Below are 13279 nucleotides of genomic sequence, written 5' to 3'. Positions count from 1 at the left end.
AACTGCTTTAGCATTTTTTAGAGGTTGCAATCAGTCAAATCTTTCCTCGTTTGATGAGCAAAAGTACATATTTGAAACATATTTCAAAACTTTGTTTTGTACGGTTATGAACTAACGCCATTTCAACCAGTTTTTTTTCGTCAAGTAGATATACTTTGTATATTGCGGCGATTAGAATTTTCCCTGATCCATAAACACCAACTTAAAACACAATCACCCTATGCATATTGCGGTAGCAGGCAACATTGGCGCCGGAAAGACCACTTTAACCAACTTACTTGCAAAACATTACAAGTGGGAAGCCCATTTTGAGGACGTAGTGGACAATCCATATTTGGACGACTTTTACACCCAAATGGAGCGATGGAGTTTTAACCTGCAGATCTACTTTTTGAACAGTAGGTACCGCCAGATCCTGCGAATAAGGGAAACCGGTAAAAATGTGATCCAAGATCGTACCATTTATGAGGACGCCCACATTTTCGCCCCCAACCTGCATGCCATGGGGCTGATGACCAACCGGGATTACGAGAACTATCGCAGCCTTTTCGAATTGATGGAAAGTTTGGTGCAGCCACCCGATCTGTTGATCTATCTGAGAAGTTCCATTCCCAATTTGGTAAACCAGATCCACAAACGTGGCAGGGATTATGAAAATTCCATTTCCATTGATTACCTCAGCCGATTGAACGAACGCTACGAAGCTTGGGCCAACACCTATGAAAAAGGGAAATTGCTCATTTTTGATGTGGACAACCTCGATTTTGTCGCAGAACCCGAAGATCTTGGGGTGGTGATCAACCGCATTGATGCGGAAATCCATGGGTTGTTTTAAAAACAATCTTTCCTTACATCCACTATAGCTTGGGTTACCAAACATTTGTATCTTAATCAAAATTTATTCCGATGAAAATTGATCGACTTCTCAAATGTTCCACAATTCTCCTGAGCCTATTTCTATATTTCAATGCGGGTGCCCAAGAACTGGTAAAGGTTGCACCCGAAGAAGTGGGAATGTCATCGGAACGACTGGAGGTCATGACCCGCACCTTCCAAGATTATATTGAAAACGATAAACTACCAGGCGCAGTAATCCTTGTCTCCCGAAAAGGTAAAATAGCCTATTTTAAATCCTTTGGCAAAAACGATATTGCACGTGAAATTCCCATGACGGATAGTTCCATCTTTAGAATTGCCTCACAGACCAAAGCCATTGTTAGTGTTGGAATTATGATCCTTCAGGAACAAGGGAAACTTTTGATTTCGGATCCCGTTGGAAAATACATCCCAGCCTTTATGGAAACAAAGGTTGCCATAGCCAAGGAAGATGGCACTTATGAGGTGGTAAACAGCAATAGGACCATAACCATCAGAGATTTATTGACCCATACTTCTGGTGTTTCTTATGGTGAAGGTATTGCTGCCGACCAATGGAAAAAAGCTAAAATTCAAGGATGGTATTTTGCCGATCGGGAAGAACCTATTTTGGCAACCGTTACCAGAATGGCCTCACTACCTTTTGAATCGCAACCAGGGGAACAATTCGTGTATGGCTACAACACCGATATACTAGGTGCACTGATTGAAGTTGTATCAGGCAAACCATTGGATATTTTTCTGCAGGAAAACATTATCGGGCCATTGGGAATGGCCGACACCCATTTTTATTTACCAAAAGAAAAAAATGATCGTTTGGCTGTTGTGTATTCTCCCAAGGACAATGGATTGGAACGCGCCCCAGAACCAGGTGGAATGGTGAGTCAAGGGGCTTATGTGGATGGACCCCGAAAGAGTTTTTCAGGCGGCGCAGGCCTTTTGAGCACATCGCTGGACTATACCAAATTTCTTCAAATGATGCTAAATGGTGGCATCTTTAACGGAAAGCGAATCTTATCCCCAAAAAGCGTTGAACTGATGACGGTAAACCATTTGGGTAATGCATCATTCCCTTGGGTTGGCGGAACCGGGTTTGGCCTAGGCTTTTCCGTTGTCGAAGATTTAGGGGATAGGGGCATGCTCGGAACTGTTGGCGAATATGGTTGGGGAGGCGCCTATCATTCAACATATTGGGTAGACCCGAAAGAAGAATTGACCGTGGTGTATTTCACGCAATTGATTCCCTCAGGCGACATTGACGACCATGGGAAATTGAGGTCTTTGGTTTATCAAGCTATAGTGGATTAGAACAAAAATCCATTTCCCTCACCCAAACCACCCGTTCCCTCATTCCTACTTTTAATAGGTTGATTTTCAAACTAGTTTAGGATTCAGATTACATCCATAACTATTAACTGCGCCCTTGTGGCCAAAAATTTGAAAATCATGGAACCAAAGAAAAATCCGCAATTAGATCTGAAAAGGAACAGCAAACTCTATTTTTCCATAGGGATGACCTTCATCCTCCTGCTCGCCTATATGGCGTTGGAATGGAAAAGCTACGACACCCAACAAGATTGGGATCATGCCGGTTTGAAAATCGACAAGGAATTGATTGAGGAAGCTCCCATAACCATTCAAAAAATGGAGCTTCCGAAACCTAAAATCCAAACCCCGCCAGAAATCAAGATAGCTGATGACGAAGAAAAGATTGAAGAATCTGTTATTGAAGCAGAAGATACCAATCAAGATACTGAAATAGTAGATGTTGAAGACATTGAAGTTGCAGATGATGACATCCCAGATGTGGTGCCTTTCATTACCATAGAAAATGCGCCTGTTTTCCCAGGTTGTGAAAATGAACCCGATGAAAAGGCAAAAAAAGCCTGTTTTCAGGAAATGATGCTCAAACACATAAACAAGACCATCCGTTATCCTGAATTGGCACAAGAAATGGGTTTACAAGGTAGGGTGAGTGTAGTTTTTACCGTTCAGAAAGATGGTAGCATTGGGGACGTAAAACTGCGTGGTCCGCATGAAAGTTTGGAAAAAGAAGCTGGTCGTATCATTTCAAAATTGCCCAAAATGACTCCAGGAAAGCAACGAGGTACACCAGTAAAGGTTCCCTATGCCATTCCGATTACTTTTAAGTTGAATTAGTCATTGTACCTATTGGATTTCTCACACTCCCAAGGTCGGTTCGAAAGGACAGGTGTTGGAAGAAACATTACAAATGAGATTTAGCAAATGAGTCATTTCGAAATGAGGATTGCAAAGGCGATTGAGAAATCTATACCCAAAACTGAAGAACAATGGGATTTCTCACACTCCAAGGTCGGTTCGAAATGACAGTTAGTTGATGGGTCGGTCAAAATGGGATATGGTCGATAGGTCATTTCGAAATGAGGAATGCAAAGACGATTGAGAAATCTATACCCAAAATTGAAGAACGATGGGATTTCTCACACTCCCAAGGTCGGTTCGAAATGACAGTTAGTTGATGGGTCAGTCCAAAATGGGATATGGTTGATAGGTCATTTCGAAATGAGGAATGCAAAGACGATTGAGAAATCTATACCCAAAATTGAAGAACGATGGGATTTCTCACACTCCCAAGGTCGGTTCGAAATGACAGTTAGTTGATGGGTCAGTCCAAAATGGGATATGGCAGATGGGTCATTTCGAAATAAGGATTGCAGAGACGATTGAGAAATCTATACCCAAAATTGAAGAACAATGGGATTTCTCACACTCCCAAGGTCGGTTCGAAATGACAGGTGTTGAAAGAAACTTTACGAAATGAGATTTGGCCCATGGGTCATTTCAAAATGAGATTTGGTAGACGGGTCATCTCGAAATGAGGATTGCAAAGACGATTGAGAAATCTAAACCTAAAATCGAAGAATAAAAAAACCACGCCAAGGCGTGGTTTTTCCAGCTTTACTTTAAAGCGAGAGCTAATTCTTTGCCCTAGCACTCTTGTATTCTTCAATCTTTTTTTCAAGTTCTTCCTTGGAGTTGGCCGTGAACTCTTCTACCTCTTCAACAGTTTCACCGTTGATTGTGGTACTTGAGGTCACCATCGCCTTGAAAGCACCCTCTTCGGTATTGCTTACCTCCACTCTGATTTGCTTTTCAACTTCTTTGGTTTCCTTCATATCATCAGAAGAAATGGTAACAGAAACTTCCTCTTTTACCATTGCCATATCATCAGAAGAAAGGCTCACCAAACTTGGGGCGATAACCAACGCCACTACGGACATCAATTTAAGCAAAATATTCAAAGATGGACCAGAAGTATCCTTAAAAGGATCACCAACGGTATCACCAACAACAGCGGCCTTGTGTGCATCGCTACCTTTACGGCCTTCGGCCTCAATGGTTTTTTTGGCGTTATCCCAGGCTCCACCTGCGTTGGATTGGAAAATAGCCATCAAAACACCGGCAGTGGTTACCCCTGCCAAAAGACCTCCCAACATTTCGGCACCACCAATAAAACCAACGGCAACGGGTACGGCAATGGCCAATAAACCCGGCATTACCATTTCTTTAATGGACGCCTGTGTAGAAATGGCCACACACTTTTCATATTCGGCCACCCCATCGGCAGCTTCAAAAATTTCCATATCCTCCTTGGTTGCCTTGGAAAGATCGGAATCGTATTTTCTCATGATTTCCAAAGCTGCTTTTAGTTTTGGAATTTCTTTGAACTGGCGACGCACCTCTTCGATCATGGACATGGCCGCTCTACCTACTGCATTCATGGAAAGGGCTGAAAACACGAAAGGCAACATACCTCCGATCAAAAGTCCGGCCATGATATCTGGCTGGGAAACGTCAATCGATTTTACATTGGCTGTCTTCATAAAGGCTGCGAACAAAGCCAAGGCCGTCAATGCAGCAGAGGCAATGGCAAAACCTTTACCAATGGCAGCAGTGGTGTTTCCAACGGCATCCAATTTATCGGTACGCTCACGTACTTCTTTTGGCAATTCGGCCATTTCGGCAATACCACCTGCGTTATCGGAAATCGGTCCATACGCATCAACTGCCAACTGAATACCTGTATTGGCCAACATTCCCACTGCGGCAATGGCAATTCCATATAAACCTGCGAAATAATGTGAAACCAAAATTGCAGCTGCGATCAAAATAATCGGAATGGCAGTGGACATCATACCCACACCCAAACCGGCAATGATGTTGGTAGCGGAACCTGTTTCGGATTGGCGAACAATGGAGTTCACCGGTTTGGTTCCTGTTCCAGTATAGTATTCGGTAACCTTACCAACCAATAGGCCGGCAACCAAACCTGCAATCGTGGCCCAAAAAACACCCATTGCGCTATATTCTTTTCCGCCTTCCATCCAAGATTCAGGCAGCATTCCTTTAATGATGAAATAAGATGCGATCAACATAAGTGCTGCGGAACCGAATTCCCCAATATTCAAGGCAGTCTGAGGATTTCCTCCATCCTTCACTTTCACAAAGAAGGTTCCAATGATGGACATCACAATCCCTACCGCAGCCAATGCCAATGGCAAATACACGGCACCTAGGCCATCAAAAGCTGTCTGAAACTCTGGTAGTCCTGCAAAAATGGCACCCAATACCATGGTACCGATAATGGAACCTACATACGATTCAAAAAGGTCGGCACCCATACCGGCCACGTCACCTACGTTGTCCCCAACGTTATCGGCAATGGTAGCTGGGTTCAAAGGGTGATCTTCAGGAATTCCAGCCTCTACTTTACCCACAAGGTCAGCACCCACGTCGGCAGCTTTGGTGTAGATACCACCGCCCACACGAGCAAACAATGCGATAGATGAAGCTCCAAGCGAAAATCCGGACAGTACGTTCAGGATTTCACCCAACTCCCATCCTTGACCACTATAGATCATGAAAAGTCCACTTAGGCCCAAAACACCAAGGCCCACAACACCAAGGCCCATAACGGCGCCACCGGCAAAAGCTACCTCAAGGGCCTTACCCAAAGAGGTACGGGCCGCCTGTGTAGTTCTAACGTTGGCTTTGGTGGCCACTTTCATACCAATAAAACCGGCCAGGGCGGAACAAACGGCCCCTACCACAAAGGAAACGGCCACCATTCCATTGGAGCCTGCCTCATTGCTTCCCTTGAAATAAAGCAATATGGCAACAGCTACCACGAAAATGCTGAGTATTTTATATTCTGCCTTTAGGAAGGACATTGCCCCATCGGCAATGTTCTTGGCAATCCTTGCCATTTTTTCATCCCCAACTTCCTGTTTGGAGATCCATACGTTTTTAATAAACACGTACAATAGGCCCAGGATACCAAAAACGGGCAAAAACTTAATTATTAAATCCATAGATTGAGTTGTTTAGAAAATTTTTAATGGCAGCTAATGTAGTAAAATACGAAGTAATAAAAAAAATGCGCTTTTCATTACAAAAAGCGCATTTTATTAAAGTTATTATTACCTATATGGTGTAGGTCCGTTTCTTTTTGTGTTCGCTTTCTTCGTAGCGTTGTACACATTCGTGATAAATTTTAATGGCTTCGTTCACATCGCCCCAACCACCAGTATCTACTTTCTTTTCTTCCAAATCCTTGTACACTTGGAAAAAGTGTTCAATTTCCTTCAATCTGTGTGGGTTCAGTTCGCTGATATCTTCCCTCTGGCTCCAAATGGGATCGGATACCGGAACACAGATCAATTTTTCATCAGGACCTTTTTCATCGGTCATGTGGAACACACCTACCGGTTTCACTTCCATCACCACCATTGGATAGCTAGGCTCGGTGGCCAATACCAATACATCCAGTGGATCTTTGTCCAATGCCAAGGTCTCTGGAACAAAACCATAATCGCCAGGATACATCATGGACGAAAACAGGGTTCTATCAAAACGGATCTTGTGAAGGGTAAAGTCGTATTCGTACTTATTTCTACTACCTTTTGGGATTTCTATGAGCACATCAAAGGTAACTTGTGGTTTTTTAGACATTTCAGAGATTTATTTATTGCAAAAATAACCAGTACAACTGGATTAGGGCGCATAAATTGCCTTATTCGTATTAATTAAAAATTAAATCCGAAGGTTCCTGTAATGCCAAAAGGTCTTGCATCTGGATTTTGGAGGTAATTACCCCTAAAATTGAAGTCAATCCTGAGTATTTTGAAGATATTCCCCACCCCGAAAGAGTATTCCCAATAGATCTGATCCTCCGGTGCCGACAAAGGAATATTGGTCGGAGCGCTCAAAGCAATATTCTCATCCGAAAGTTGACCCCATGCACCACGAAGGCCCACAATTTCACGTAGGTTAAATTTTCTCAAAAAGGGTATTCTGGAAAACAAACGTCCGTTGAAGTTATGTTCCAAATGAACGGTGGCATAGGTGTCGGTCACAAACTCGTAAAAATCCAGGTTTGGAAACGCATTGTACAAAGAGAAAAGGGTCTGGTTACCCGGCACCACACTCAAAAGTCCCAAAGGAACGGCTCCAAAGGTCTTACCGAGTTCCACGCTACTTGTCAATCTTCCCAATCCACCAATCTGCCATGGTTGACGATAGGAGAACTGGATTTTTTCATAATCGAAATCACTTTCCAAAAAGCCACTTACTCCTTTGGTATAGTTCAGAACCAAGGTGCTGTAGTTATCATTCACATTAACACGCTCCACCCCATAACCAATGGTTTTTTTACCTGGCGTGTAGATCAAGGTGGTATTGAGATCAAATTGTTTTACTTCCGAAGAAATGCCAGTTGGAGAAGTGGGATCCATATAATCCAGACTGAAAGCATCCGGCAAGGCCGAACTCAGGGTACGGAAGGAACTACCCACACTTATCCTGAAGTTTTTTACCGGTTCCATTTCCACATTAAAGGTGGATAGGTTGATATTGGTCAACCTGTTGTTGGAGCCAACGGTCACCAAGGACGACGAAGCGATGCTCCTTCCCATGACATCGGTGGTGCTGGTCAAGCTTAGACCCAATTGTTCAATATCCCTTCGGTTACCGCCAGAGATGATGAGCCGATTTTTCCGATCCAATAAAAACTTGCCCGAAAAGCCATGCTTGAACTTTCTATCATCAAAACCGTAGGCCATATATCCTTCCAATCGCCAAGTATCGTTCTGCCCAAAATAGGTTCGCGCCCCTCCACGTAAACGGATTCCTTCTGCATCGTTGTAACCGAAAGTGCTGTAAATATCGCCAATGTCGATGTTCCACTTATCGATTTCCACATACCCGGAACCCAAAATGCTCACAATGTCATAATAGGTTCGGAACTTGGGTACCGTCTTTAAGGTATCCAACAGTTTGAAGATACCCGATTCATCTGCGTTCAGGTTCTCCAGTCGGGCGTTCTTCCAAAAAACACTGTCCTGTGCAAAAACCCGCGGATCATAAGGATCGGAAACTGCCTTGTAAAAATCTTCGGAACGGTTGGTATCAAAAATATAATTATCAAATACCGTAGTACGCTTACCATACACTCCCCTTGACTCTTCTTTTTTGGAAAAACTAAAGTCGCTCAGCATATAATCCCGCTTCAACAAAAACACGGAATCACTCACCACATCAAATTCCTGTTCAATATAAATTTCCTTTACCCAGTTAATGTTGGCACTCTTGGTGACCTGCATGTTGATCTTCTTGATGGCAAAAGTGGTATCGTTCACCCAAAAATCGCCTTTAAAGGTGAGCTCGTTTTTACGCCGTGGGTAATAAATAATGTTGTAACACCATTTATTGTCTATGAACGTACTGTCGGAAAGCACATAATTATACACATCTACACCAGTTTTGGACAAGGGACTGGTAAAACTTTTGTCGAAAAACTTGAGGTAATTGTCATAGATGTCATAGTCGGAATAAAGGTCCTCGACAAATGCAGCAATGGCCTGGTTACCACTAAACCCGGAATTTTTGTTCCCCAACACATCCTCTTTTTCCTTATCAATGACATTGTCCCCATACACTTTGGAGAACGTTTCGTTCAAGAAAATGGGCAGATAGGTCTTTCCTGTAATTCGGGAGGTATCGAGGTCTTCAAACATAAACTCAAGACCCTTGAACAGTTTACTCTTGATGAGGGCACTATCTATGGTATTGAGGTCGAACTCTATTTTCTCGTATTTATCGAATTGGTATTGCTTGAACATCCTAACCCCGTTCTGCCTTTCCTTCGCCCAAATTTTTCTGAGGATGTCAATGGCAGGATTGTTCTTTTTGGATTGCTTTCCGGTATACACCACCACTTCCTTTAACTCTTCGGTCGATTCGGCCAGAACTATCTCTAAGCCGTAGTTCACTTTTTGGGCGAGTTCAATTTCCTTGGTCTCGTAGCCTATAAAAGAAACTATGATGGTATTATAGGTATTGTCCGATTCAAAATAGAAACGGCCATTATCATTGGTGATGGTTCCTTCGGAGGAATTTTTGAAAATGATATTGGCAAAAGAAATCGGTGCTCCGTATTCATCCAACACAATACCTTCTATTTTGGTTTGTGCGGATACAAGTAAAATGGATAGAAAGAAAAAAACGGTCAGGATTCTTTTCATGTTCGGATTTATGGGACACAAAGAAAGACTACAAAGGCTTTCCTTTGATTAACTTAGGTCAAATTTGGTTCAAAGTATTTTCTTATCAAAAACTGTTCCCTAAAAAAAGCCCCGCCAACAGGGTTGACGGGGCTAATATACCCTAGAAATGGGTTATTCTTACTTATATAACACTTTCTTAACAGCCTTGATCACATCTTCGTGGTTAGGCAACCATTCCGCCAAAAGTACTGGCGAATAGGGTGCTGGAGTGTCGGCTGTGTTCAATTTTACGATAGGGGCATCCAAATAATCGAATGCTTTGTCCTGAACGTGATAGATGATCTCGGTTGCCACGTTACCAAATGGCCAAGCCTCTTCCAAAATAACCATCCTATTGGTTTTTTTCACGGAAGTGATGATGGCATTGATATCCATTGGACGCACGGTACGCAAATCGATGATCTCGCAACTGATACCTTCTTTTTCCAACTCTTCGGCAGCTTTGTAGGCTTCTTTGATAATTTTTCCAAAGGAAACAATGGTCACATCGGTACCTTCACGCTTAATATCGGCCACACCCAATGGAATGGTATACTCACCTTCTGGCACCTCACCTTTGTCACCATACATTTGCTCGGACTCCATAAAAATTACAGGGTCGTTATCGCGGATGGCACTTTTCAACAAACCTTTGGCATCGGCCGGGTTCGATGGAACCACCACTTTTAGACCTGGACAGTTGGCGTACCAACTTTCAAAAGCCTGTGAGTGCGTAGCGGCCAACTGACCTGCAGAAGCAGTAGGACCCCTAAAAACGATTGGGCAGTTGAACTGTCCGGCAGACATTTGGCGGATTTTCGCCGCGTTGTTGATGATCTGGTCAATTCCCACCAAGGAGAAGTTGAAGGTCATGAATTCGATGATAGGTCGGTTGCCGTTCATAGTAGAACCTACGCCTACACCGGCAAAGCCCAACTCGGAAATTGGGGTATCCAAAACCCTTTCAGGTCCAAATTCATCCAACATTCCTTTTGAAGCTTTGTAGGCACCGTTGTATTCGGCTACCTCCTCACCCATCAAATAAATGGAATCATCCCTTCTCATTTCTTCGGACATGGCCTCAGCAATGGCTTCCCTAAACTGTAGTGTTTTCATTAAATCGAGCTAATAAATTGAATTGGCGTGCTTAAAAACGCAAGCAAAAATAGCAAAAACTCACCGAACAATGCCTGACACTCCATCAAAAAAAAGAACAAAATTTATTATGCATGCATAATAAATTTAATTATTATTGGCTATATTTGACAACATAAACCTTAAGTATATATGAAGATTTTAGTTTGCATAAGCAACGTACCGGATACTACTTCCAAAATCAATTTTACGGAAGGCGACACCAAGTTTGATACAAACGGGGTTCAATTTGTGATTAATCCCAACGACGAGTTCGGATTGACCCGTGCCATGTGGTTCAAGGAAAAACAAGGTGCAACCGTGCATGTGGCAACCGTTGGAGGTGCCCAAACGGAACCCACCATCAGAAAAGCACTTGCCATCGGGGCCGATGAAGCGATCAGGGTAAATGCCGAACCAAAAGATGGTTTTTTCGTGGCCAAGCAATTGGCCGAGGTCGTCAAAAATGGCGGTTACGACTTGGTTATAGCCGGTAGGGAATCCATTGACTATAATGGTGGTATGGTACCCGGAATGTTGGCTACCCTGTTGGACATGAACTTTGTAAATACCTGTATCGGTTTGGAAATCGAAGGAACCCAAGCTACCGCACTGCGTGAAATCGATGGAGGAAAGGAAAAATTGAGTACTTCCTTGCCATTGGTCATCGGAGGCCAAAAAGGGTTGGTTGAAGAAAGTGATCTACGCATTCCCAATATGCGTGGAATCATGATGGCCAGACAAAAAGCCTTGAATGTCTTAGAGCCTGTGGATGCCCCACAATTGACCAAGGACGAAAAATTCGATAAACCCGCACCAAAAGGAGCCGTTAAATTGGTAAGTCCTGATAATGTTGGGGAACTGGTAGACCTATTGCACAACGAAGCTAAAGTGATTTAAGGCGTAGCCAAATCATTCCGAACTAGTTTCGGAATCCATTATAAAGTCATAAAGTTCCTGAACCAAGTTCAGGAAAAAATTTAAAGAAATTTTTATGTCAGTATTAGTATATACCGAATCCCTCAAGGGAAAATTGAAAAAGAATGCCTTTGAAGTGGCTTCTTATGCCTACAAAGTGGCCCAAGATTTGGGCACCACCGTTACGGCTGTAACGTTCAATGCACAGGACGATGCAACCTTGGGCACCTATGGGGTTTCCAAAGTTTTGAAAATCACCAATGATAAAATGGACACCTTCAATGCGAAGGCCTATGCCGATGCTTTGTCACAAGCCGCAAAAGCGGAAGGAGCCAAAGTCATTATATTAAGCTCCAGTTCAGATACCAAATTTTTGGCACCGATCCTTGCAACCAAATTGGATGCAGGTTATGTTCCAAACGTAGTTGCAGCTCCAGATAGCACTTCCCCTTTCGTGGTAAAAAGAACAGCTTTCAGTAACAAGGGCTTTGCCCATACTGAGATTTCTTCCGATGTAAAAGTGATCGGGGTATCCAACAATGCATACGGAGTCGTGGAAAATAATGTATCGGCCACTGTGGAAGCTTTTAATCCTTCATTGACCGATGGCGACTTTGCCGTAAAATCCGTTGAAGTGGACAGGGTTTCCGGAAAAGTGACCATTGCCGATGCCGATATCGTGGTGTCTGGTGGTCGCGGGTTGAAAGGACCTGAGAATTGGGGCATGATCGAAGAATTGGCCCAAGTTTTGGGTGCCGCTACGGCCTGTTCCAAACCGGTTTCCGATTTGGGATGGCGTCCACACGGTGAACACGTGGGGCAAACAGGGAAGCCTGTTGCGAGTAATCTTTATATCGCCGTGGGTATTTCTGGGGCCATTCAACATTTGGCAGGTGTAAGTGCCTCCAAGGTTAAGGTAGTCATCAACAACGATCCCGAAGCTCCTTTCTTCAAGGCCGCGGATTACGGAATTGTTGGGGATGCCTTTGAGGTGGTACCCAAACTCATCGAAAAATTAAAGGAATTTAAAGCCCAAAACGCTTAAATTTTGTTAATTTGCCCATTGCAAGGGGCTGTTCAGATAACTGGTAAAGCCACTTATTTGGACAGCTTTTTTGCTTTAGGAGGAGATTATGAGTTTAGTACGGTTAAAAATAAAGGGAATATCATATAGTCAAACACAGAATGGTGCATATGCCCTTATTTTAAATGAAGTGGAGGGAGACCGAAAACTTCCCATTGTCATTGGGGCTTTTGAGGCACAATCCATTGCCATTGCCTTGGAAAAGGACATTAGACCTCCCAGACCTTTGACCCACGACCTATTCAAAAATTTTGCGGACAGGTTCGAAATTGTGGTGAAACAGGTCATCATCCATAAATTGGTGGATGGTGTTTTCTATTCCAGCATCATCTGTGAACGCGATAAAGTGGAAGAGATCATTGATGCCCGCACCAGCGACGCCATTGCTTTGGCCCTTCGGTTTGACGCGCCCATCTTTACATACAAGACCATTTTGGACAAGGCAGGTATTTTCTTGAAATTCTCATCCAAAGAGGAAGAAAAAGAAGATGAAGACGACAGCATTGTAGTGGATGAAATCCTTCAAGAAGGCGAAACCGTTGAAATTGAATCGGGTGCCGGGTCCCATGGCTACCGTGAACTTTCCTTGGAAGAACTACATAAAGAATTGGACCAGGCAGTGGCCAATGAAGACTACGAAAAAGCTGCCAAATTAAGGGACGAAATTTCCAAGCGAAAATAA

At 43.3% G+C, this 13279-nt stretch carries 10 protein-coding genes; 6 read left to right on the top strand and 4 right to left on the bottom strand.

Annotated elements, in window-relative coordinates:
• The first annotated feature begins 220 nt into the window (after window positions 1-220).
• From LKX84_RS10435 to LKX84_RS10425, 3 genes are all read left to right on the top strand, one after another.
• Window positions 221-835 carry a deoxynucleoside kinase gene (locus LKX84_RS10435; RefSeq protein ID WP_163634897.1) on the top strand — a complete coding sequence of 205 codons (615 nt, stop codon included), beginning with the start codon at window positions 221-223 and terminating at the stop codon, window positions 833-835.
• 71 nt (window positions 836-906) lie between these two features.
• Window positions 907-2184 carry a serine hydrolase domain-containing protein gene (locus LKX84_RS10430; RefSeq protein WP_228237106.1) on the top strand — a complete coding sequence of 426 codons (1278 nt, stop codon included), beginning with the start codon at window positions 907-909 and terminating at the stop codon, window positions 2182-2184.
• 138 nt (window positions 2185-2322) lie between these two features.
• The gene (locus LKX84_RS10425) at window positions 2323-3036 is read left to right on the top strand and encodes an energy transducer TonB (protein WP_228237105.1); all 714 of its coding nucleotides are present in this window, start codon (window positions 2323-2325) and stop codon (window positions 3034-3036) included.
• Between the two features lie 797 nt (window positions 3037-3833).
• Here LKX84_RS10425 and LKX84_RS10420 read toward each other — a convergent pair.
• From LKX84_RS10420 to LKX84_RS10405, 4 genes are all read right to left on the bottom strand, one after another.
• A complete protein-coding gene (locus LKX84_RS10420) occupies window positions 3834-6230 on the bottom strand; it encodes a sodium-translocating pyrophosphatase (protein ID WP_228237104.1) in 2397 nt (798 codons plus the stop codon).
• 112 nt (window positions 6231-6342) lie between these two features.
• Complete coding sequence (locus tag LKX84_RS10415) at window positions 6343-6870, bottom strand: inorganic diphosphatase (protein ID WP_163634893.1); 528 nt, start codon at window positions 6868-6870, stop codon at window positions 6343-6345.
• A gap of 74 nt (window positions 6871-6944) precedes the next feature.
• Window positions 6945-9440 (bottom strand): DUF5686 and carboxypeptidase-like regulatory domain-containing protein, encoded by a 2496-nt coding sequence (locus LKX84_RS10410; protein ID WP_228237103.1) that lies wholly within the window; start codon window positions 9438-9440, stop codon window positions 6945-6947.
• Between the two features lie 159 nt (window positions 9441-9599).
• Window positions 9600-10577, bottom strand: a complete 978-nt coding sequence (locus tag LKX84_RS10405) for a pyruvate dehydrogenase complex E1 component subunit beta (RefSeq protein WP_228237102.1) — start codon at window positions 10575-10577, stop codon at window positions 9600-9602.
• Between the two features lie 171 nt (window positions 10578-10748).
• Here LKX84_RS10405 and LKX84_RS10400 point away from each other — a divergent pair, with 171 nt between their 5' ends.
• The 3 genes from LKX84_RS10400 (at window position 10749) to LKX84_RS10390 (ending at window position 13279) form a co-directional block, all read left to right on the top strand.
• Window positions 10749-11495 (top strand): electron transfer flavoprotein subunit beta/FixA family protein, encoded by a 747-nt coding sequence (locus LKX84_RS10400; protein ID WP_228237101.1) that lies wholly within the window; start codon window positions 10749-10751, stop codon window positions 11493-11495.
• Between the two features lie 94 nt (window positions 11496-11589).
• Window positions 11590-12558, top strand: a complete 969-nt coding sequence (locus LKX84_RS10395; protein WP_228237100.1) for an electron transfer flavoprotein subunit alpha/FixB family protein — start codon at window positions 11590-11592, stop codon at window positions 12556-12558.
• 88 nt (window positions 12559-12646) lie between these two features.
• Complete coding sequence (locus tag LKX84_RS10390) at window positions 12647-13279, top strand: bifunctional nuclease family protein (protein ID WP_163634888.1); 633 nt, start codon at window positions 12647-12649, stop codon at window positions 13277-13279.

The sequence above is a fragment of the Allomuricauda sp. M10 genome (assembly GCF_020782875.1).
Lineage (GTDB): Bacteria > Bacteroidota > Bacteroidia > Flavobacteriales > Flavobacteriaceae > Flagellimonas.
Note: the sequence above shows the minus strand (reverse complement) of the source record. Positions and strands in the feature narration are given on the sequence as shown.

What these genes read in the sequence shown, in the direction of transcription:
- LKX84_RS10435 (WP_163634897.1), top strand. Translation starts at nt 221, where the DNA reads ATGCATATTGCGGTAGCAGGCAACATTGGCGCCGGAAAGACCACTTTA.
- LKX84_RS10430 (WP_228237106.1), top strand. Translation starts at nt 907, where the DNA reads ATGAAAATTGATCGACTTCTCAAATGTTCCACAATTCTCCTGAGCCTA.
- LKX84_RS10425 (WP_228237105.1), top strand. Translation starts at nt 2,323, where the DNA reads ATGGAACCAAAGAAAAATCCGCAATTAGATCTGAAAAGGAACAGCAAA.
- LKX84_RS10420 (WP_228237104.1), bottom strand. Translation starts at nt 6,230, where the DNA reads ATGGATTTAATAATTAAGTTTTTGCCCGTTTTTGGTATCCTGGGCCTA.
- LKX84_RS10415 (WP_163634893.1), bottom strand. Translation starts at nt 6,870, where the DNA reads ATGTCTAAAAAACCACAAGTTACCTTTGATGTGCTCATAGAAATCCCA.
- LKX84_RS10410 (WP_228237103.1), bottom strand. Translation starts at nt 9,440, where the DNA reads ATGAAAAGAATCCTGACCGTTTTTTTCTTTCTATCCATTTTACTTGTA.
- LKX84_RS10405 (WP_228237102.1), bottom strand. Translation starts at nt 10,577, where the DNA reads ATGAAAACACTACAGTTTAGGGAAGCCATTGCTGAGGCCATGTCCGAA.
- LKX84_RS10400 (WP_228237101.1), top strand. Translation starts at nt 10,749, where the DNA reads ATGAAGATTTTAGTTTGCATAAGCAACGTACCGGATACTACTTCCAAA.
- LKX84_RS10395 (WP_228237100.1), top strand. Translation starts at nt 11,590, where the DNA reads ATGTCAGTATTAGTATATACCGAATCCCTCAAGGGAAAATTGAAAAAG.
- LKX84_RS10390 (WP_163634888.1), top strand. Translation starts at nt 12,647, where the DNA reads ATGAGTTTAGTACGGTTAAAAATAAAGGGAATATCATATAGTCAAACA.